This window comes from Salinimicrobium sp. CAU 1759 (assembly GCF_054482715.1).
The window spans coordinates 668,848-687,014 of sequence record NZ_JBTLRK010000001.1 but is presented as its reverse complement, the minus strand read 5'-3'; the positions used below and the strand labels follow the sequence as shown (position 1 = coordinate 687,014).

The following is an 18,167-nucleotide window of genomic DNA, read 5'->3' as shown; positions in this document are numbered from 1 at the left end:
TTATGGCTTCTATAGATGAGAACAATGTTCTTGAGATCCTTGGTAAGAAGGTTGCCCCCGGAAAGAATGCCATCATTAACTTTAACATGGCCAAACTCTACACCACTACACATGTAGAGGTCCCAATAATCATTGAAAGGTCAAAAAAACCGGGCCCGGTTATCCTTATTACTGCCGGTATTCATGGAGATGAGATCAATGGGGTCGAAGTAGTTAGGCAGCTCATAGTAAAGGAGATCAACAAGCCGGCAAGAGGGACCATCATTTGCATCCCTATTCTCAATGTCTTCGGATTTCTGAATATGACCCGTGAATTTCCTGACGGCCGGGATCTTAATCGGGTTTTCCCCGGTGCCAAAAATGGCTCTTTGGCAAGTCGTTTTGCCTACCAGTTCGTTCAAAAGATCCTTCCCGTAGCCGATTTCTGCATGGACTTTCACACAGGAGGCGCGAGTCGTTTCAATGCACCCCAAATAAGAATTAAGAAAGGTGAAGAAATGGCTATGCATTACGCACAGATCTTCAATGCTCCTTTCACAATAATTTCAAAGACGATCACTAAATCCTACCGAGAAACCTGCGCAAAGCAAGGGAAACCGGTCCTTCTCTTCGAAGGAGGTAAATCGCAAGACAGCAATAAAAATGTGGCAAAGCATGGGGTAGAAGGCGTAATGAGGATTCTTGCGCATTTCGAAATGCTCAAACCCAAATTTGAAGTGCCAGATCCTACCGGCGATACGATCCTCATTGAATACAGCACCTGGATGCGGGCAAAATACAGCGGACTACTTCACGTGAAGATACCTTGCGGTAAGCACGTGGAAAAAGGTGAATATATCGCAACAATTACAGATCCCTATGGAAAACTCCGTCACAAGGTAAAAGCACCTAATACCGGCTATATCATCAATGTTAATGAATCTCCTATTGTCTACCAGGGGGATGCAATATTTCATATTTCTATTTCAAAAGAAGTCTATGAACAGGAAAAAGGAACTCCGGATCAAGTATAAACGCCTCCGGGAAATGTTGACTACCGAGGAGGTGGAGGAAGGAAGCCTTGAGATCGCTAACAACCTGCTCAATTTGCCAATTTGGGGCAAAGAATATTTTCATCTTTTTTTGAGCATTTCAGAAAAAAGAGAGGTTGACACACAGGGAATTCTTCATATTCTTCAGGGAAAAGATAAGCATGTGGTTCTTTCAAAGGCCGATTTCGAAAGCGGGAACCTTACTAATTATTTACTTACCGACTCAACCGTTATTAAAGTTAATGACTGGGGCATACCCGAACCTGTAGATGGAATCGAGATAAAGGCATCAAGTATTGATGTAGTATTTATTCCTTTACTGGTTTTTGATGAGGAAGGGAACAGAATTGGTTACGGGAAAGGATTCTATGACAGGTTTCTTTCACAGTGCAGGCCGGATGTTGTAAAAGTAGGATTATCATTTTTTAGTGCCGAGGAGAGAATTCCAGATGTCGATGAACATGATGTACCTCTTGACTACTGTGTCACTCCGGAAAAAATATATAATTTTAAAAATTTGTAAACCAGTAGGTTTTAGATTACTTTTAAACCAATTAATCTGGTTATTTAATGCTCAACGACCTCCAGTTAAACAGTATTCTTGAAGACTTTGATGTCGCTTACTGGAAAATCAATCTGTTGACTAAAGAGATCTCCTGGTCTGAGCATTTCAACTATTTAATAGGCAATCCCGATACCGGAAATGACAAGTTTGAATATTTCCTGAACAACATCCTGCATAAGGACTATCGCTATGACTTCAGGGAACATTTTGAAAATCTTACCACCCGCTACAAACCATTTAATGCTGAAATCCGGTTAAAGCTGGAGAACGGCAGGTATAGATGGTTTGAATGTCGTAATCTAAAAAGCAGAGATAAAGCGGTAAGTGATGCGGCTGTCCTGCTTTTCGTCAATATACACCAGGCCAAGCGTGACCAATATACCATAGAAGAGAACTTCTTTTATTACAGAGAAACTGCAGAAATGACTTCTACGGGTGGCTGGTATCTGGATGTAAATTCCAACGCGGTTTACTGGGACAATGTTACCAAGAAGATCCTGGACTGTCCTATGGATTACGAACCTCACCCCGAAGACAAGATGAGGTTTTACGCCGGTGATCACCACGAGAAGGTGGAAAACATGTTTAAAAAATGTTCCAAATTCGGGATCCCATTTAAAGTCGAGATAAAGATGCGAACCCTGCACAACAGGGAGTTTTGGGTAAGGGCTACAGGGAAACCGGTTTATAACGCCGATCAGGAAATAATAGGAATTAGAGGAGTTTATCAGGATATCGACGAGCAAAAAACTAATGAACTAAACCTTCAAAATTCATTGGATATTATTGCATCTCAAAATTCCAGGCTGTTCAATTTTGCTCATATAGTTTCACACCAGCTTAGGTCTCATAGCAGTAACCTAAGTCTTATTGCACAGTTGCTTAGGGAAGCAAAGACGGCAGAGGACAAGCTGGACCTTTTGCTCAATGTAAATGATATCTCTGAAAATCTGGAGGAGGCGATCAGTGAATTGAACGAGGTTGTGACCAAGCAGAATAACCTCACAAAAGAACGACAGCTTGTAAAATTCAAAGATGCTCTAGACGTGGTGGTCGCTTCGACTTCTTCCCTCATCAAAAGAGAAAATGCGGAGATCATCGCCGAATTTGACAAGTTGAACGAAATAAATTACATTTCTGAATATCTGGAGAGTATTTTACTAAATTTGATCACAAATGCCATTAAATATAAGTTTAAAGGCAGGAGACCGGTCATTTATATACAGACCTACAAAGAAAATGGCGAAAGCTTTCTGGAGGTGAGTGATAATGGAATGGGAATAGATCTCGATGAGCATGGTGACAAAATGTTTGGAATGTACAAGACCTTTCACCGTCACCCCGAAGCCAATGGGATTGGATTATTTATCACCAAAAACCAGGTTGAGGCCATGGGAGGTAATATTTCTGTCACCAGCACTGTAAATATAGGTACCACCTTTAAAATAAAATTCTAAAATTATGGAGCATCCTATAGAACTTGCCTGTATTATTGACGATGACAAGATCTACGTCAATTTGGTAAAGAAGATCATCGAGATCAAAAAATTGTCTCAGAATTTGATCATCTTTAAAAACGGAAAGGAAGCCCTGGATTATTTTAAGGCCATACTTGAAAACGTAAGCGAAGAACGTTTACCGGATATCATTTTTCTTGATCTTAATATGCCGGTAATGGATGGCTGGGAATTCTTAAGCGAATTCGTTAAGATCAAGAACAATTTCAATAAAAAGATCACTCTTTATGTTGTAAGCTCTTCTATTGATCCACGAGATCTTGAACGTGCAAAGTCTTTCAATATGGTCACAGATTACCTTATCAAGCCAATTGAGTTAAAACGTTTCGAGAAAATATTTGATAGAGACGTAGCCTAGCTAACCTCCTTTTCCTGCTCTTTCTTTTCCTTTTCATGTTCAGGAAAAGCTTTTTTATTAAAGATAAGAAGCAGAAAAACCCCCACAGTAATTGAAGAATCGGCAATATTGAATACCGGTTCGAAAAAAGTGAAATACTCACCTCCCCAAAGTGGTAACCATTCCGGCAGGTAGCCTGACCATAATGGGAAGTACAGCATATCTACAACTTTCCCGTGCATTAAAGTACCGTAACCTCCTTCTTCCGGCAAAAAGCTGGCCACCTGATTATAACTGTGATTGAAAATCTCGCCATAGAAGACAGAATCGATAATATTTCCAAACGCACCCGCAAAGATCATGGATATGGCAACAATGAGGACCTTTGAACCATTCTTACGAACAGAGTCCCAAAGCCAGTAGGCGATACCTACAATAGCAACAAGCCTGAAGCTTGTAAGCAGCAACTTACCATATTCCCCGGGAATTCGCGCGCCCCAGGCCATTCCCTCATTCTCTACAAATAAGATCCTGAACCAGTCAAAAACCCTAATTTCCTCACCCAACATAAAGTTGGTCTTAATGTAGAATTTAGAAACCTGATCAATGATCAGAATAAGGATAATAATTACCGAGGCTTTCTTTAAAGACATTGAAGTTGAATTGAACAGGGGCAAAAATACTAATATTATTTAGTTTCAGAGAGCTTTATATCCCCGTTGATACTGGTTAGTACCATTTTATGATTTCCATGGAAGATTTGGGGCACAAGAACTTCCCCATGCCTGGAATTTGCCTCTACATTAATGCTTCTTGCAGTACCAGTTATATTTCCATCAAAAGTGTTGATCACTGCGTCTCCCTCAAAATTCTTGAGATAACAGGAACCGTTCTTAAGCTGTACCAACACCCGCTCAAAGTCACCGGAAAGATAAACAGATGCCAGGTTAGAATTAATTTCTAAAACTAAATTTTCCGGAACCTGCAGTTCTACCTCCATAGAAAATACCTTATGGGCACTCAACTTGTCGAAACCATTTTGAAGGATTTCCCGGTACCGGGATTTGAGGAATAGGGTTTTATCCTGAAAATTGTGTTCCAGGCTTATCTCATTGAAATATTCTCCTTCAGAACGGGTGGTGATGATCACCTCGTTTCCAGGCACTGTGCTTACAGCGATCTCATAGATCTCGTCACTGGCAAAAACTATTCTTTCAAGATCCCTGGCGGTGAGAACTTCACGGGTTACTTTCTGAGCGTGAACCGACAAAAAGAAAATAAGGAAAAACGAAGTAAGAAAGGCTTTCATAGCAGCAGCAAAACAAAAAACGCTCCAAACCTAAAAGGCAGGAGCGTTTTTCTTTTTGAATTATTTCTTCTAGCGCTGCATGTTCTTAGCCTCAATGCTTAACGTAGCATGAGGAACAAGTTTTAGGCGCTCCTTTGCAATTAATTTACCAGTAACCCTACAAATTCCATAAGTTTTGCTTTCAATGCGTACTAAAGCATTTTTAAGATCACGAATAAATTTTTCCTGGCGTATCGCCAACTGCGAGTTCGCCTCTTTACTCATTGTTTCGCTGCCTTCCTCAAAAGCCTTGAACGTAGGAGAGGTGTCATCTGTACCATTGTTTCCGTCATTCATGTAGGCGCTCTTGTAAAGTTCCAGCTGCTCCTTTGCCTTTTCGATCTTGGCAAGGATCAATGTCCTGAATTCCGCCAGCTCTGCGTCGCTGTAGCGTTCTTTAACTTCTGTTGACATAGTTCTTAATGTTTTTTAATTAACAACCTTGTGGTCACTTCATCAAAAGAAACTTCCAGCCCGTTGTTCACTTCTTCTGCTAAGTCGAGATTTGCAGTGAGGGTTTCGGTTTTTATATATTCAATATTTTGTTGAACAGCCTCCTCGACATTGCCGTCCTTTTGTAGGGTCACATCTATTTTGTCAGTCACTTCGAAGCCGGAATCCTTACGTATGTTCTGAATGCGGTTCACTAACTCCCTTGCAATTCCCTCCTTTTTGAGGTCATCTGAAATCGTGATATCCAAAGCAACAGTAATATTTCCGGAATTAGCAACTAACCATCCTTCAATATCCTGGGAAGTGATCTCCACGTCCCCGCTCTCTAATGTAAGCAAATTCCCATTAATCTCAACCTGAATTTCACCGTGACGTTCTATTTTCTGAATGTCTTCTGCACTGAACTCATTTATTTTACGGGCGACCTCCTTCATTTCCTTTCCAAACCGCGGCCCCAAAACTTTAAAGTTGGGTTTTATGCTTTTAACCAGAATACCAGACGCATCGTCGATAAGCTCCAGCTCTTTCACATTCACTTCAGATTTGATGAGATCTGCAACGGCAGCGATCTCTTTCCTTTGCTGTTCGTCCAAAACCGGGATCATCACCCTTTGTAGTGGCTGGCGAACTTTGATCATCTCCTTCTTCCTAAGCGAAAGCACAAGCGAAGAAACGGTTTGCGCCTTCTGCATTTGACGCTCCAGTTCTTTATCGATAAAAGCTGAATCAGCTTCAGGGAAATACGCCACATGAACAGATTCAAAATCCTCTTTTTGAGTAGCTATGTTCAGGTCCTTATACAACCTGTCCATAAAGAACGGTGCCACTGGAGCACCCAATTTAGCAACGGTTTCAAGACAGGTATAAAGGGTTTGGTAAGCCGATATCTTATCTGTACCATATTCACCTTTCCAGAATCTCCTGCGGCAAAGACGCACATACCAGTTACTCAAATTCTCCTGTACAAATTCGGAAATCGCCCTGGTCGCCTTTGTAGGTTCATAATCTGCATAGAACTTGTCTACATTCCCGATTAAGGTGTGCAATTCTGAAAGGATCCAACGGTCAATCTCAGGTCGTTCCTCCAGCGGCACATCGGCTTCGGAATAGGTGAAGTTATCAATATTGGCGTATAAGCTGAAGAAAGAATAAGTGTTGTACAGTGTTCCAAAGAACTTACGTCTCACCTCTGAAATTCCTTCAATATCAAACTTTAAATTATCCCATGGATTAGCATTGGAGATCATGTACCAGCGGGTGGCATCGGGTCCAAATGCTGCAAGAGTTTCGAATGGATCTACAGCATTGCCAAGACGCTTGGACATCTTCTGCCCGTTCTTGTCAAGTACAAGTCCGTTTGAAACTACATTCTTATAAGCTACATCATCAAAAGTCATGGTAGCGATAGCGTGAAGCGTATAGAACCATCCTCTTGTTTGGTCAACACCTTCGGCTATAAAATCGGCTTTACGCCATGTATTCTCTACTTTTTCAGCATTTTCGAAAGGATAGTGCCACTGTGAATATGGCATGGACCCTGAATCGAACCATACGTCGATGAGGTCGGCCTCACGCTTCATAGGTTTTCCTGTAGCCGAAACCAGTACGATCTCATCAACCACATTCTTATGCAGGTCTACTTTATCGTAATTTTCATCGCTGAAGTTACCCGGCTCAAACTCGGCAAAAAGATCGGCATTCATAAAACCTGCCTCGACAGATCTGCTCATTTCCTCCTTCAGTTCCTCAATAGAACCTATTATCTTTTCTTCCTTGCCATCTTCGGTTCTCCAAATAGGCAACGGAATTCCCCAGTAGCGTGAACGTGATAAATTCCAATCATTCGCATTAGCAAGCCAGTTTCCAAATCTTCCTTCTCCTGTAGATTTTGGTTTCCAGTTGATCTGCTGGTTCAGTTCATGCATGCGCTCCTTGACGTCTGTGATCTTGATGAACCACGAGTCCAGTGGATAGTATAGAATTGGTTTGTCTGTTCTCCAGCAGTTTGGATAACTGTGCACATATTTTTCAACTTTGAAGGCGCGGTTTTCTTCCTTAAGCTTAATTGCAAGCTCTACATCAACAGATTTTTCGGGTGCTTCGCCTGCGTCGTAATATTCGTTCTTGACATATTTGCCGCCAAATTCGCCCAATTCGGGTCTGAATTTTCCTTGCAGGTCGACAAGCGGAACGAGATTCCCATTCTCATCTTTAACCAGTAGTGGCGGAACTTCAGGTTTTGCCTGCTTCGCAACCATGGCATCGTCTGCACCAAAGGTTGGAGAAGTGTGTACAATTCCGGTACCATCTTCAGTAGTTACAAAATCTCCAAGGATCACTCTAAAAGCGTTCTCCGGATGCTCGTAAGGAAGTGCATACGGCAACAGCTGCTCATATCTTACATTCTCCAGCTCCTTTCCGCGGAAAGATTCACCTGTCAAAAACGGGATTTTTTTATCTCCCTGTTTGTAAGCTTTTAAAGCCTCTTCAGAATCCACTTTTTGGAACTTCTTATCGAATTGTTTCTCGGCCAGTTCTTTCGCAACTACTACTGTGATTGGCTCAAAAGTGTACTGGTTGTAAGTCTTTACCGTGACATATTCGATCTTAGGGCCAACAGTCAAAGCAGTATTTGACGGCAAGGTCCAGGGAGTAGTTGTCCAGGCTATAAAGAAAATCTCCCCTTCTATCTGTGTAAGAAAATTGGGTAAAGTTTCCTTTTGTGCCTTGAACATAGCTGTAACCGTAGTATCAGTCACATCCTGATATGTCCCCGGTTGATTTAGCTCGTGAGAACTCAAACCCGTACCAGCCTTTGGCGAATATGGTTGTATCGTGTAACCTTTATAGATAAGGCCTTTTTTATAGATCTGGGAAAGCAGCCACCATACAGTTTCCATGTATTTGGACTTATAGGTGATGTAAGGATCTTCCATATCCACCCAGTACCCCATCTTTTCAGTGAGGTCATTCCACACATCGGTGTAGCGCATTACCGCATTCTTACAGGCCTCATTGTATTCTTCAACGCTAATCTTCTTCCCAATATCTTCTTTGGTAATTCCCAGCTCCTTCTCCACCCCGAGCTCAATTGGCAAGCCATGAGTATCCCAACCGGCTTTTCTCTTGACCTGGTAACCCTTCTGGGTCTTAAAACGACAGAATATATCTTTAATGGCACGAGCCATCACATGATGAATCCCCGGAAGTCCGTTAGCAGAGGGAGGGCCTTCAAAAAAGATAAATGGCTCCTTTCCATCGCGTGAGGTAACACTCTTCTCAAAAACATCATTTTCCTTCCAAAAATGCAGAATTTCTTCAGCCACTTTTGGCAGGTCAAGTCCTTTATATTCAGGGAACTTTGCGCTCATCATTTTGTTCTTTCAAAATAGTTGCGCGAAAATAACGATTTTTAATAAATACAATGGTTTAAAAAAGGGAAAACCTGATACCAGCCTGAGAATTCACAGCTGTAAACAATTTATTTCCTGAAGCTTAGAAGCTGTACTGCAGGGCCAGGATAAGATTTCGGCCTGCTGCGGCAACTCCCGATGAGTATGTGCGGTAACGCCTATCGGTAATATTTTCAAGGCTTGCGGTGAACAACCACATCTTACCCATTTGGTACTGAGAGGAAAAATTTACTGTATACCATTCAGGTGCATATGGATCTCCGTTTTCATCTATGGCGTATAGGTAATCCTTGTCCCTTTCGGAAGGCGCCAATTCTTCGGCACTTATTTCGCCATTATACTCAGCAAAAAGATCAAACCTGAGCTTGTCATTTTCCCAAACCAAATGAGCATTACCAAAGAATGGCGCAGCATGTCTTAATGGAGCTGTTAAGCCGTTATCCTGTTCCTCCTCCCCTTCAGTAAGGCTGGCCTGTGTGATGAATTTAAGGTTCTCTGTGAAAAAGATCTTTGCTCCGGCTTCAAAACCATACACCCGCGCCATCGCTGAATTTTGAATTGCCTGCACTCTGCTCGGCTCCCCGTGATATTCAATAATTGTTTCGCCATTAAGGTTAAAATCCCTACGCACTAGAGCATCTTCCAGTAATGTATAATATCCTGCAAGATCGACCTGCACCATCCTATCGAAATTAAGACGGATGCCCAGCTCGGCATTATAGGCCTTTTCAGGTTTAAGATGCGGGTTTGGAACAACAACCAGGCCGGGTGCAGAATCAAAGATCTTTCCTACGTCATCAATATTTGGTGCTCTAAATGCTGTCGAAAGATTCAGTTGCCATCCTAAAATGTCATTTTGTTGCCAGTTTAACCCCGCACTTCCGGTAAGGGCGCCGGTATTGAGATTGGCATTTGAAAAAGGATAATCGTAGATCTCTTCATCAAAATGGGCATCCAAAGTGATGTAATTATATCTCGCTCCGGTTTGCAGGGTGAGATCTTCACCAAATTCCCACTGCAAATTCGCGTATGAAGCAAGGGATTGCCAGGTAGCATCATCGGGATATCTGGACATACCGGGATTAACCTCACCTGAAGAAATATTTTTCTCAGTTCCTGTGGAATTCACCAGGTTGTAGATATATTCACCCCCATAAAAGAGAGTTTTGGTCCTAAACTTTTTCTCAAAGTCCAGGTTTAGAGAGTAAGCATCTACCTGTTCCCGGGTTTGATAAAGAACCTCATCTCCAAAATCACGATCATTCCGGCTCTCCTCGAAATATTGATAAGCAGCAGTCAATTTAGCCTCATTATAGATCTTCCCATTCCCGACTTTATTTAGCTGAAAATTCGTTTGCAGCCACTCCTGGGGCCCGTAATACCATTCGGCTGCCCTTAGAACTCCGCCGCGCTTGCGATAAAGGCGGTCGTAGCGTGGAAAATCTGAAGTGGTAGAGTAAATAAGGCCAAGAGAGAAATCATATTCTTCTGTAGGCTTGAATCTTACTTTTTGGAGCAGGTTAAGCTGTTGATAGCCTGTAGGTTTTTGTACTTTAGGCTCTTCGTTGTTTACAATGAGATCCCTGCCATTTCTCCTCACTACATACTCTGGTCGCAAATACTCTTCAGGACCATGGCTTCCCATGCGCATATCCCCAAAATCTGAATAGGAAGCGGAAGTCAAAAAAGCCCATTCCCTGCTGCCATATGCCACTTTAAAATGGCCTGTCTTCTCATTGTTTGCAGTTGCATACCGGGAATAAGCCCTGCCCGAAAAATTTCCGCCCTTTACTAACGAGAACGCAGGGCTAAGCGTGAAAAAGTTTATCACCCCTCCTATTGCATCACTCCCATAGATAGTAGAACCGGGACCAAGAACAACCTCTGTCCTTTCCACCGAAAGCGGATCTATAGAAATTACATTTTGCACGTTTCCTCCTCTAAAAATAGCCGTATTCATTCGAACCCCATCAACAGTAATAAGTAATCTATTGGTTGCAAAACCTCTTATCATTGGGCTCCCCCCACCTAGCTGACTTTTTTGAACATAAACCTGCCCGGTGCTTTCCAGGAGATCTGCAGAAGTTTGGGGATTTGAACTTAAAATATCTTTTTGGTTTATAGTGACGACTTTTTGAGGCACCTGATTCCTGTCCTGTTGAAATTTAGATACAGAAACAACCACCTCTGTAAGCTCATTATGAGTTGGCTTCATGTAAACCTTAGGCCCCTGTTGGAGTATCTGCCTCCTGGTGGCATGCAGTTCAACATGAGAAATGTGCCTGAAGAATATTACTTCTGAAGGTGAAAAAATAGAAAGATCTGCTTCACCATCAAAACCCGTGAGCAGGTGTTTAGATTTGTCCTTGTTAAAAATGGCTACATTAAAAATAGGCTGCCGGGTCTCCTCATCATAAACAGTGATCTCCTGTGCCGAAGAAATACTGAACAGCAGGATAAAAGCAAGGCTTAAAATAAATCGCATTAACTGAAAATTTCGTTCAATACCACAAGAGATTTTGGTTTATGAAACCCCTGCAGGTGGATCTCGTAATATTTTAAAAGCATTAGCAGGAATCCTGACCGGGTAGCCTGGTTCAGTTTTATGGCAGAAAGCTCATCAAAGTCTGTGCCCAATAACCGCTGTAAAAGCACAACATTTTCGTCATTTATGCAATCGGGATTTGTTTCTACTTCCTGAAAAGTACCGTCCACAAGATTGAAAACTGGTGCATCCATTTGAGAATCATCAGGATAAAACCCAAGATAACGGGTGAGCTTCAGCAGGAAAAGCAAGTGAAAATTCACTGTTTTTTCGTGGGCATCAAACCAGTCGAGGCTCACCTCGAGATAATCATATAATGCCCCATTGGCTTCTTCCTCTTTGACAGCATTCCGCAGCACTTCAGAGAGAAACATGACCACGGTAGATTTCACGATGTTGGTATGTAAACTCCGATAGACTTTTACAAGCTTCGCCTCCTTCATGTACTCCAGTGTTCCCTTGTCCTTGTGATTAGCCACGATCTCTACCTGTGTGAGTGGCTGAAAAAGAGAAGCTTTGATTTTACCTTTTTTAGACTTGAGCACCCCTCGAAGCAAATATGTTTTGAGACCGCTCTTTTGGGTGAAGCACTTCACAATAAGATCGGCTTCTCCATATTTGAGGGCACTAAAAACAATCGCTTTGGTATTGATCAACATTAAAAGGACTTGTTTTTCTGCTGAAAATATTGCCTGTCAAAAATGGCTTTTTTAAGCAGTAATATTTCAGGAGGATAACCTGTCAAAAATGGCATTTTCAGCAGGTATTCTTCCGAAGCAATAAATGTAAGCGAAAAAAGAAAAAGCCGCAAAAAGCGGCTTTTTCAGCAATTATTTAAATGAAGTTATACCACTCCCTGTGCAAGCATTGCATCGGCAACTTTAACGAATCCGGCGATGTTGGCTCCTTTTACGTAATCAACATATCCATCTTCTTCGGTACCATACTTCACGCATTGGTTGTGAATATCGTTCATGATCTGCTTAAGCTTGGCATCCACTTCTTCAGAAGTCCAGTTGAACCTCAACGAGTTTTGAGACATCTCAAGACCTGAAGTCGCAACACCACCGGCGTTTGAAGCTTTCCCCGGAGAGAAAAGAATCCTTGCTTCCTGGAATACTGCAATAGCTTCGGGCGTACAAGGCATGTTGGCACCTTCACCTACCAGCTTACAACCGTTATTTACAAGGGTCCTTGCATCCTCTTCGTGAAGCTCATTTTGGGTAGCACATGGAAGAGCGATATCACACTTCACATCCCACGGAGTTTTTCCTTCGAAGTATTTTGCATCAGGATATTGGTCAAGATATTCTTTGATCCTGCCTCTCTTCACGTTCTTAAGATCCATGATAAACTCAAGTTTCCCGGCATCAATTCCGGTCTCATCGTAGATGTATCCTGAAGAATCGGACATTGTAACAACTTTACCACCTAACTGAGTGGCTTTTTCGGCTGCGTATTGGGCCACGTTTCCGGAACCTGAAACCACAACGATCTTTCCTTTAATGGAATCACCTTTGGTCTTAAGCATATTTTCAGCAAAATATACGTTCCCGTAACCAGTAGCTTCAGGACGTATTAGGGATCCACCGTAAGAAAGACCTTTTCCGGTAAGCACTCCGGTGAATTCGTTTCGAAGTCTTTTGTACTGTCCATACATATAACCTACTTCACGACCTCCAACCCCAATGTCACCCGCAGGCACATCTGTATTAGGGCCAATGTGGCGCTGAAGTTCGGTCATAAAGCTTTGGCAGAATTTCATCACTTCATTATCTGACTTTCCTTTTGGATCAAAATCAGATCCTCCTTTCCCACCGCCCATTGGCAGGGTTGTAAGACTGTTCTTAAAAACCTGCTCAAAAGCAAGGAATTTCAAGATCGAAAGGTTAACGGATGGGTGGAAACGCAAACCTCCTTTATAAGGCCCGATCGCTGAATTCATCTGAATTCTAAATCCACGGTTCACCTGAACCTCACCCTGGTCGTCGATCCATGGCACCCTGAACATGATCACACGCTCGGGCTCCACCATGCGCTCCAGCAATTTTTTATTTTGATATTTTTTATTCTTTTCAATAAATGGAATCACAGTTTCTGCAACCTCATGAACCGCCTGTAAAAACTCGGGTTCATTAGTGTTTCTTTTTGAAACGCTATCCAGGAATTCTTGTACATTTTTTTCCATGGTTTGGCTAAAATTATAATTAACGAAAACGTTTTCACGAATCGGTGCAAATATACGTTATCTTCAAAAATCAGCCTTAAAATATTTGTTATTCCTTTTATAATTAATGATTTCCTGAAAGGCCCTAAATTCCTATATTCTTTAGGATGTTTTTATATATTTGCTTAGACTCGTGTTTTACCTATGACCAACATTCTCAAATCTTTAATGCTGGGGTTTTTGCTTTTTTTCTTCGGAAAGGGAAATGCTACCGCACAGGTTGGAATGGTGGGCCAGGAGATTGGTATAGTAGCCGGTCCTGTAGCTTACTATACAGATTACGGATTGCGCTATAACATGGAGACTAATTCTTCTAACGTGGGTCCCGGAATTGGTCTCGTATATTACCTGAACTTCGCATACAAAGCAGATTGTGATTGTTATGCCCGCTACACTTATTTTAACGACCACTTTAGGATAAGGGCAGAAGTGGACTACCATGAAGGCACACTCAATCATTTTGGGGAACTGGCCAGGCGGGACAGTGAAAGTGGAAGACAATTGCGCGGCATGATAGGCGAGGTCAAAGTTTATGAAATTGGAGCCCACCTGGAATATTACCCTCTTAGCATTCGGGACTACACGGCCTTTGCCTATCCCATTGCACCCTATGTAAGCCTTGGCTTCAATTTCGTAGGATATGATCCCTATACCTACTCCACACTTGGGCCCTTAGAGGATAACCTGTTTCATACCTTTAGAGGTTATGTCGACCAAGAAGCCGGCTCCACCTGGTCTATAGTCGCCGGCGCAGGAATGAGATACAAGCTCAACTCCTTTAGTGATCTTGTGATGAACCTACAGTGGAGATATTATGATACCGATTGGCTTGACGGTCTCGACCATAATAACCCACAGAACAAATTCAACGATATGATGTTTTGGTTGAACTTTGGGTATATCTATTATCTGAATTTCTAATTAGACGGTAGGCTTTAGTCGGTAGACGGTAGAAGTGAACTTAGAAGCCTCTCCAAAAGTGCCTTTTTTGACAGATTATTTGAGAGCCTGTTCAAGATCATTAATGAGATCTTCTTCATCTTCTATCCCCACACTTAGCCTGATCATAGAATCTACAATTCCTGTTTTTTCTCTTTCTTTCTTCGGGATTGATGCATGGGTCATAGTCGCAGGATGCCCGGCGAGGGATTCTACTCCTCCCAAAGACTCGGCCAGGGTGAATATCTTCAGTTTCTCAACAAGTTTCACTGCACTATCGAGCGTTCCTTCAGCAGTCGTGAAGGAGATCATGCCGCCGAAGTCTTTCATTTGCTTTTTAGCAATGTCATGGTTGGGGTGATCTTCAAATCCGGGCCAATATACTTTGTCTACTTTAGGATGATCTTTTAGAAAACGGGCAATTGCCTGCCCATTCTCACAATGCCTCTGCATGCGAAGGTGCAGGGTCTTGATTCCCCGCAACACCAGGAAGCTGTCCTGAGGACCACAAACGGCACCACTTGACTTCTGGATGAAATAAAGACTTTCCGCCAACTCCCGGTCCTTTACTACAAGTCCGCCTAACACTACATCACTATGCCCACCAAGATATTTTGTTGCGCTGTGCATTACAATATCAGCTCCCAGTTCCAAAGGCTGCTGTAAATATGGAGTGGCAAAAGTATTATCTACAGCTAATAATAGATCGTGTTTTTTAGCTATGCGGGACATCGCCTCAATATCGATGATATTCATCATAGGATTGGTAGGAGTTTCAACCCAAATTAGCTTTGTGTTTTTATTGATATATTGTTCAACTTCCTTTGCATCCTGCATGCTCACAAGATGGAATTTGATCCCAAAGTTTTCATAGATCTTTTTGAACAGCCTGTAAGAACCTCCGTAAAGATCATTTGTAGAAATGATCTCATCGCCAGATCTAAAAAGCTTTAGAACTGCATCTATAGCTGCTAGTCCCGAGCCAAAAGCCAATCCATATTTTCCATTTTCTAAGCTCGCAAGGGATCTCTCAAGAGCCGTCCTGGTGGGATTTCCGCTTCGGGAATATTCAAAACCCTTATGGTCTCCCGGAGTAGATTGCTTGTAAGTGCTGGTTTGATATATTGGCGGCATCACAGCTCCATAAGCAGGATCTGTATCCTCTTGACCTCCGTGAATGGTTTTGGTGTTGAACTTCATACTTTAGTCTTTATTTAAGATACAAAAATAGCATTCGCTTTGTGCTTTCTCAAAATAGCCCGTACCTTTCAGATCAGTTTAACACTCGCCATTTATGTTCTCCAAAATTTCTCGTCTATTGCTACTCCTGATCATTTTTTCAGGTTGCAAGAATGACAAAGAAGTAGAAAAAATCTCTGCTACATTAAGATTTGAAAAGGAAAGTCTCGTCAAAAAGGCAGGCGAAAATTGCGATACAGCAGATTATGACTGTACTGTTATAGCCCTGGACGTCGTAAGAGCTGCGGGAGATAAAAGCGTGGCGGCCCAGATCAACCGGAATCTTGATGAACACATCATCAAGCTCATTTCCAGCCAGGACCCACAGATCAAGAGCCTCGATTCCCTTGCGGAAAAGTTCCTGACCGACTATCGCGAAGCTGCCGAAAATTTTTCTGAAGAACCGCCATGGGAAGCTTATGTCAACGAACAGGTATCTTTTAGATCTGACAGCCTGATTTCGGTCAGGATCATTACAGAGATCTTTAGTGGAGGAGCGCATGGTTATAAAACCCTCACCTTTCTTAACTTCGATCCCAGCTCTGGAGAAATCCTTTCCAAAAATGACATTTTTAAACATGATTTCACTGCCTTTGCCGAACAAAAATTCAGGCAGCAGCAGGAAATTCCGGAAGGGGAAAATATTAACAGCACAGGCTTCTGGTTTGAAAAGGAAACCTTCATCCTGCCCGAAAACATTGGTTTTTCCGAAGGAAAAGTAATTCTTGTTTACAACTCCTACGAAATTGCCCCCTATGCGGCCGGAGATATTGTTTTGGAAATTCCACTGGAGGAAGTTCGGCCATTCATAAGGATTGAATAATTTTACCGCATGAAGAAGATCTATCATTTGTCAACCTGTGATACCTGTAAAAGGATCCTGAAGGAGCTCGATCCTCCTGCCTCTTACGAACTGCAGAACATCAAGGAAAACCCACTCACTACCGATCAATTGCAGGAGCTTAAAGAGAGGTCGGGTACTTATGAAGCTCTTTTTAATAAAAGAGCAAGATTATATAAAGAACGGGATCTAAAGAATAAACAGCTTTCCGAAGAAGATTATAAAGTTCTTCTTTTAGAACATTATACCTTTCTTAAGCGACCGGTTATAGTTAACGGTCAACAGATCTTTATCGGCAACTCTAAAAAAGAGGTGGCCGCAGCAAAAGATTCAATAAGTGAATAAGAGGCTGCTGGCAATTCTTGCAGCCATTGGTGCAGGTACTATTTATGGAATTAACCACACGGTGGCTAAAGGCCTGATGCCTACTTATATTGAACCCTTTGGATTTATTCTGTTAAGAGTTACGGGTGCCGCAATTCTATTCTGGTTAATTAGCTTTTTAGGACCAAAAGAAAAAATTGCGACCAGTGACTGGCCGCGATTGTTTGGGTGTACCATCCTGGGAATGTGTATCAACATGCTCTTTTTCTTCAAGGGCTTAAGCCTTACCACCCCGATTAACAGTTCGGTCATCACCACGATAACCCCCATTATAGTTTTAGTCCTTGCTGCAATTCTCATAAAAGAACGGGTTACCTTCCTCAAAACCATGGGTATTATTACCGGGTTGGCGGGTGCGTTGGGCCTCATAATATTCAGCAGTAGTCACGTGTCGAATGCGCCAAACATTCCGCTGGGAAATCTTTTGGTCCTGGTCAATGCCACCTCTTACGGACTTTACCTGATCCTGATCAAACCACTTACTTCAAAGTATCATCCATTTACATTGATGAAATGGCTTTTTGGAATGGCTGTGATCATAAATTTTCCGTTTACCATCGGGCAGTTCATTGAGGTCGAATGGACCAGCCTTCCTACAGAAGCGATCCTGGGAATGAGCTTTGTTGTCTTCGGAACAACATTTCTAACCTATCTTCTGAATGTTTACGCTCTAAAACAACTAAGTGCTTCCACCATTAGCGCCTTTGTTTATTTACAGCCGCTTATTGCAATAGCATATGCAGTTTCTACCGGGGCAGATAGTTTAAACCTGCTCAAGATCACCGCAGCCCTTCTGGTTTTTGCAGGAGTTTATATGGTTACAAGAAAGCCTAAACCTACAGCATAGCCGGATCTATATCCTTAGGTTTTTTTCCGTACCTCCTTGTATCTTCTTTGGTTAGTACTTTAAAGTTTTCGGTATGCTCAAGATGGTCAAGCTTTCCAAGCAATTCCGGCGGTAGACCTCTAAGTTTGCGTTCCTTTAGATCGATCCAGGCACCCATCATCTCACAGCTGGCGAAATTCCGGCCCTTGTGATCGTAAAAGTCATGGACAAACTCAAAATACATTCCGTCTTCACTAAGCCCTTTGAGTTTTAAAGTAACTGTGACAGGTTTCCCTGCAAAAACTTCCTTGAAATAGGAGATATGCTCATAGAAAACTACAGGTCCCAGGTTGTGCTCGGCCATTTCTTTATGGCCAAAACCATTCTCCATTAAAAAACCCATACGGGTATGACTCATGAAATTTATATAGGCTGTATTAGCCAGATGCCTGTTGGCGTCAATATCACTCCACCTTATCTCGAACTTTTTCTTGTACATAAT

At 42.2% G+C, this 18,167-nt stretch carries 17 protein-coding genes; 8 read left to right on the top strand and 9 right to left on the bottom strand.

Features of this window, described 5'->3' with window-relative positions:
- Nucleotides 1-2 precede the first annotated feature (2 nt).
- Genes ACXYMT_RS03155 through ACXYMT_RS03140 form a run of 4 tightly spaced genes read left to right on the top strand, consistent with a single transcriptional unit; the run spans nucleotide 3 to nucleotide 3,471 of the window.
- Entirely contained in the window at nucleotides 3-1,013 is a 1,011-nt protein-coding gene (locus ACXYMT_RS03155; RefSeq protein ID WP_459057632.1) for a succinylglutamate desuccinylase/aspartoacylase family protein, read from the top strand.
- The gene (locus ACXYMT_RS03150) at nucleotides 979-1,554 is read left to right on the top strand and encodes a 5-formyltetrahydrofolate cyclo-ligase (protein WP_459057631.1); all 576 of its coding nucleotides are present in this window, start codon (nucleotides 979-981) and stop codon (nucleotides 1,552-1,554) included. Before ACXYMT_RS03155 ends, ACXYMT_RS03150 begins: the two co-directional genes overlap by 35 nt.
- A gap of 47 nt (nucleotides 1,555-1,601) precedes the next feature.
- On the top strand, nucleotides 1,602-3,053 hold the full coding sequence (locus ACXYMT_RS03145; RefSeq protein WP_459057630.1) for a sensor histidine kinase: 1,452 nt from the start codon (nucleotides 1,602-1,604) through the stop codon (nucleotides 3,051-3,053).
- A 4-nt stretch (nucleotides 3,054-3,057) separates the two neighbouring features.
- Nucleotides 3,058-3,471, top strand: coding sequence for a response regulator (locus ACXYMT_RS03140; RefSeq protein WP_324719717.1), 414 nt, complete (start codon nucleotides 3,058-3,060; stop codon nucleotides 3,469-3,471).
- Here the strand turns inward: ACXYMT_RS03140 and ACXYMT_RS03135 are convergent.
- From ACXYMT_RS03135 to gdhA, 7 genes are all read right to left on the bottom strand, one after another.
- Nucleotides 3,468-4,103, bottom strand: coding sequence for a lipoprotein signal peptidase (locus ACXYMT_RS03135; protein ID WP_459057629.1), 636 nt, complete (start codon nucleotides 4,101-4,103; stop codon nucleotides 3,468-3,470). The two genes, ACXYMT_RS03140 and ACXYMT_RS03135, sit on opposite strands and share 4 nt — an antisense overlap.
- A 35-nt stretch (nucleotides 4,104-4,138) precedes the next feature.
- Nucleotides 4,139-4,759, bottom strand: coding sequence for a hypothetical protein (locus tag ACXYMT_RS03130; RefSeq protein ID WP_459057628.1), 621 nt, complete (start codon nucleotides 4,757-4,759; stop codon nucleotides 4,139-4,141).
- Between the two features lie 69 nt (nucleotides 4,760-4,828).
- Entirely contained in the window at nucleotides 4,829-5,212 is a 384-nt protein-coding gene (locus ACXYMT_RS03125) for a TraR/DksA family transcriptional regulator (protein ID WP_097054928.1), read from the bottom strand.
- Nucleotides 5,213-5,217: 5 nt separating this feature from the next.
- Nucleotides 5,218-8,622, bottom strand: a complete 3,405-nt coding sequence (ileS, locus tag ACXYMT_RS03120; protein WP_459059139.1) for an isoleucine--tRNA ligase — start codon at nucleotides 8,620-8,622, stop codon at nucleotides 5,218-5,220.
- Nucleotides 8,623-8,746: 124 nt separating this feature from the next.
- Entirely contained in the window at nucleotides 8,747-11,149 is a 2,403-nt protein-coding gene (locus tag ACXYMT_RS03115; RefSeq protein WP_459057627.1) for a TonB-dependent receptor plug domain-containing protein, read from the bottom strand.
- Entirely contained in the window at nucleotides 11,149-11,868 is a 720-nt protein-coding gene (recO, locus tag ACXYMT_RS03110) for a DNA repair protein RecO (RefSeq protein WP_459057626.1), read from the bottom strand. Before recO ends, ACXYMT_RS03115 begins: the two co-directional genes overlap by 1 nt.
- 185 nt (nucleotides 11,869-12,053) lie before the next feature.
- Entirely contained in the window at nucleotides 12,054-13,397 is a 1,344-nt protein-coding gene (gene gdhA, locus ACXYMT_RS03105; RefSeq protein ID WP_459057625.1) for an NADP-specific glutamate dehydrogenase, read from the bottom strand.
- Between the two features lie 183 nt (nucleotides 13,398-13,580).
- Here gdhA and ACXYMT_RS03100 point away from each other — a divergent pair, with 183 nt between their 5' ends.
- Complete coding sequence (locus tag ACXYMT_RS03100; protein ID WP_459057624.1) at nucleotides 13,581-14,357, top strand: THC0290_0291 family protein; 777 nt, start codon at nucleotides 13,581-13,583, stop codon at nucleotides 14,355-14,357.
- 75 nt (nucleotides 14,358-14,432) lie between these two features.
- On the opposite strand, the gene ACXYMT_RS03095 is transcribed toward ACXYMT_RS03100, so the two are convergent.
- Nucleotides 14,433-15,575, bottom strand: a complete 1,143-nt coding sequence (locus ACXYMT_RS03095) for a cystathionine gamma-synthase (protein WP_459057623.1) — start codon at nucleotides 15,573-15,575, stop codon at nucleotides 14,433-14,435.
- 94 nt (nucleotides 15,576-15,669) lie between these two features.
- Here ACXYMT_RS03095 and ACXYMT_RS03090 point away from each other — a divergent pair, with 94 nt between their 5' ends.
- From ACXYMT_RS03090 to ACXYMT_RS03080, 3 genes are read left to right on the top strand one after another with little or no spacing between them, the layout of a single operon-like run.
- Nucleotides 15,670-16,437, top strand: a complete 768-nt coding sequence (locus tag ACXYMT_RS03090; RefSeq protein ID WP_459057622.1) for a DUF3298 and DUF4163 domain-containing protein — start codon at nucleotides 15,670-15,672, stop codon at nucleotides 16,435-16,437.
- Nucleotides 16,438-16,446: 9 nt separating this feature from the next.
- Nucleotides 16,447-16,800, top strand: a complete 354-nt coding sequence (locus ACXYMT_RS03085; RefSeq protein ID WP_459057621.1) for an arsenate reductase family protein — start codon at nucleotides 16,447-16,449, stop codon at nucleotides 16,798-16,800.
- Nucleotides 16,793-17,686, top strand: a complete 894-nt coding sequence (locus ACXYMT_RS03080; RefSeq protein ID WP_459057620.1) for a DMT family transporter — start codon at nucleotides 16,793-16,795, stop codon at nucleotides 17,684-17,686. Before ACXYMT_RS03085 ends, ACXYMT_RS03080 begins: the two co-directional genes overlap by 8 nt.
- Here the strand turns inward: ACXYMT_RS03080 and ACXYMT_RS03075 are convergent.
- The gene (locus tag ACXYMT_RS03075) at nucleotides 17,676-18,164 is read right to left on the bottom strand and encodes an acyl-CoA thioesterase (protein ID WP_459057619.1); all 489 of its coding nucleotides are present in this window, start codon (nucleotides 18,162-18,164) and stop codon (nucleotides 17,676-17,678) included. The two genes, ACXYMT_RS03080 and ACXYMT_RS03075, sit on opposite strands and share 11 nt — an antisense overlap.
- Between the last annotated feature and the right edge of the window lie 3 nt (nucleotides 18,165-18,167).

What these genes read in the sequence shown, in the direction of transcription:
- ACXYMT_RS03075 (WP_459057619.1), bottom strand. Translation starts at nt 18,164, where the DNA reads ATGTACAAGAAAAAGTTCGAGATAAGGTGGAGTGATATTGACGCCAAC.
- gdhA (WP_459057625.1), bottom strand. Translation starts at nt 13,397, where the DNA reads ATGGAAAAAAATGTACAAGAATTCCTGGATAGCGTTTCAAAAAGAAAC.
- ACXYMT_RS03095 (WP_459057623.1), bottom strand. Translation starts at nt 15,575, where the DNA reads ATGAAGTTCAACACCAAAACCATTCACGGAGGTCAAGAGGATACAGAT.
- ACXYMT_RS03090 (WP_459057622.1), top strand. Translation starts at nt 15,670, where the DNA reads ATGTTCTCCAAAATTTCTCGTCTATTGCTACTCCTGATCATTTTTTCA.
- recO (WP_459057626.1), bottom strand. Translation starts at nt 11,868, where the DNA reads ATGTTGATCAATACCAAAGCGATTGTTTTTAGTGCCCTCAAATATGGA.
- ACXYMT_RS03115 (WP_459057627.1), bottom strand. Translation starts at nt 11,149, where the DNA reads ATGCGATTTATTTTAAGCCTTGCTTTTATCCTGCTGTTCAGTATTTCT.
- ACXYMT_RS03125 (WP_097054928.1), bottom strand. Translation starts at nt 5,212, where the DNA reads ATGTCAACAGAAGTTAAAGAACGCTACAGCGACGCAGAGCTGGCGGAA.
- ACXYMT_RS03150 (WP_459057631.1), top strand. Translation starts at nt 979, where the DNA reads ATGAACAGGAAAAAGGAACTCCGGATCAAGTATAAACGCCTCCGGGAA.
- ACXYMT_RS03135 (WP_459057629.1), bottom strand. Translation starts at nt 4,103, where the DNA reads ATGTCTTTAAAGAAAGCCTCGGTAATTATTATCCTTATTCTGATCATT.
- ACXYMT_RS03130 (WP_459057628.1), bottom strand. Translation starts at nt 4,759, where the DNA reads ATGAAAGCCTTTCTTACTTCGTTTTTCCTTATTTTCTTTTTGTCGGTT.
- ileS (WP_459059139.1), bottom strand. Translation starts at nt 8,622, where the DNA reads ATGAGCGCAAAGTTCCCTGAATATAAAGGACTTGACCTGCCAAAAGTG.
- ACXYMT_RS03145 (WP_459057630.1), top strand. Translation starts at nt 1,602, where the DNA reads ATGCTCAACGACCTCCAGTTAAACAGTATTCTTGAAGACTTTGATGTC.
- ACXYMT_RS03085 (WP_459057621.1), top strand. Translation starts at nt 16,447, where the DNA reads ATGAAGAAGATCTATCATTTGTCAACCTGTGATACCTGTAAAAGGATC.
- ACXYMT_RS03140 (WP_324719717.1), top strand. Translation starts at nt 3,058, where the DNA reads ATGGAGCATCCTATAGAACTTGCCTGTATTATTGACGATGACAAGATC.
- ACXYMT_RS03155 (WP_459057632.1), top strand. Translation starts at nt 3, where the DNA reads ATGGCTTCTATAGATGAGAACAATGTTCTTGAGATCCTTGGTAAGAAG.
- ACXYMT_RS03100 (WP_459057624.1), top strand. Translation starts at nt 13,581, where the DNA reads ATGACCAACATTCTCAAATCTTTAATGCTGGGGTTTTTGCTTTTTTTC.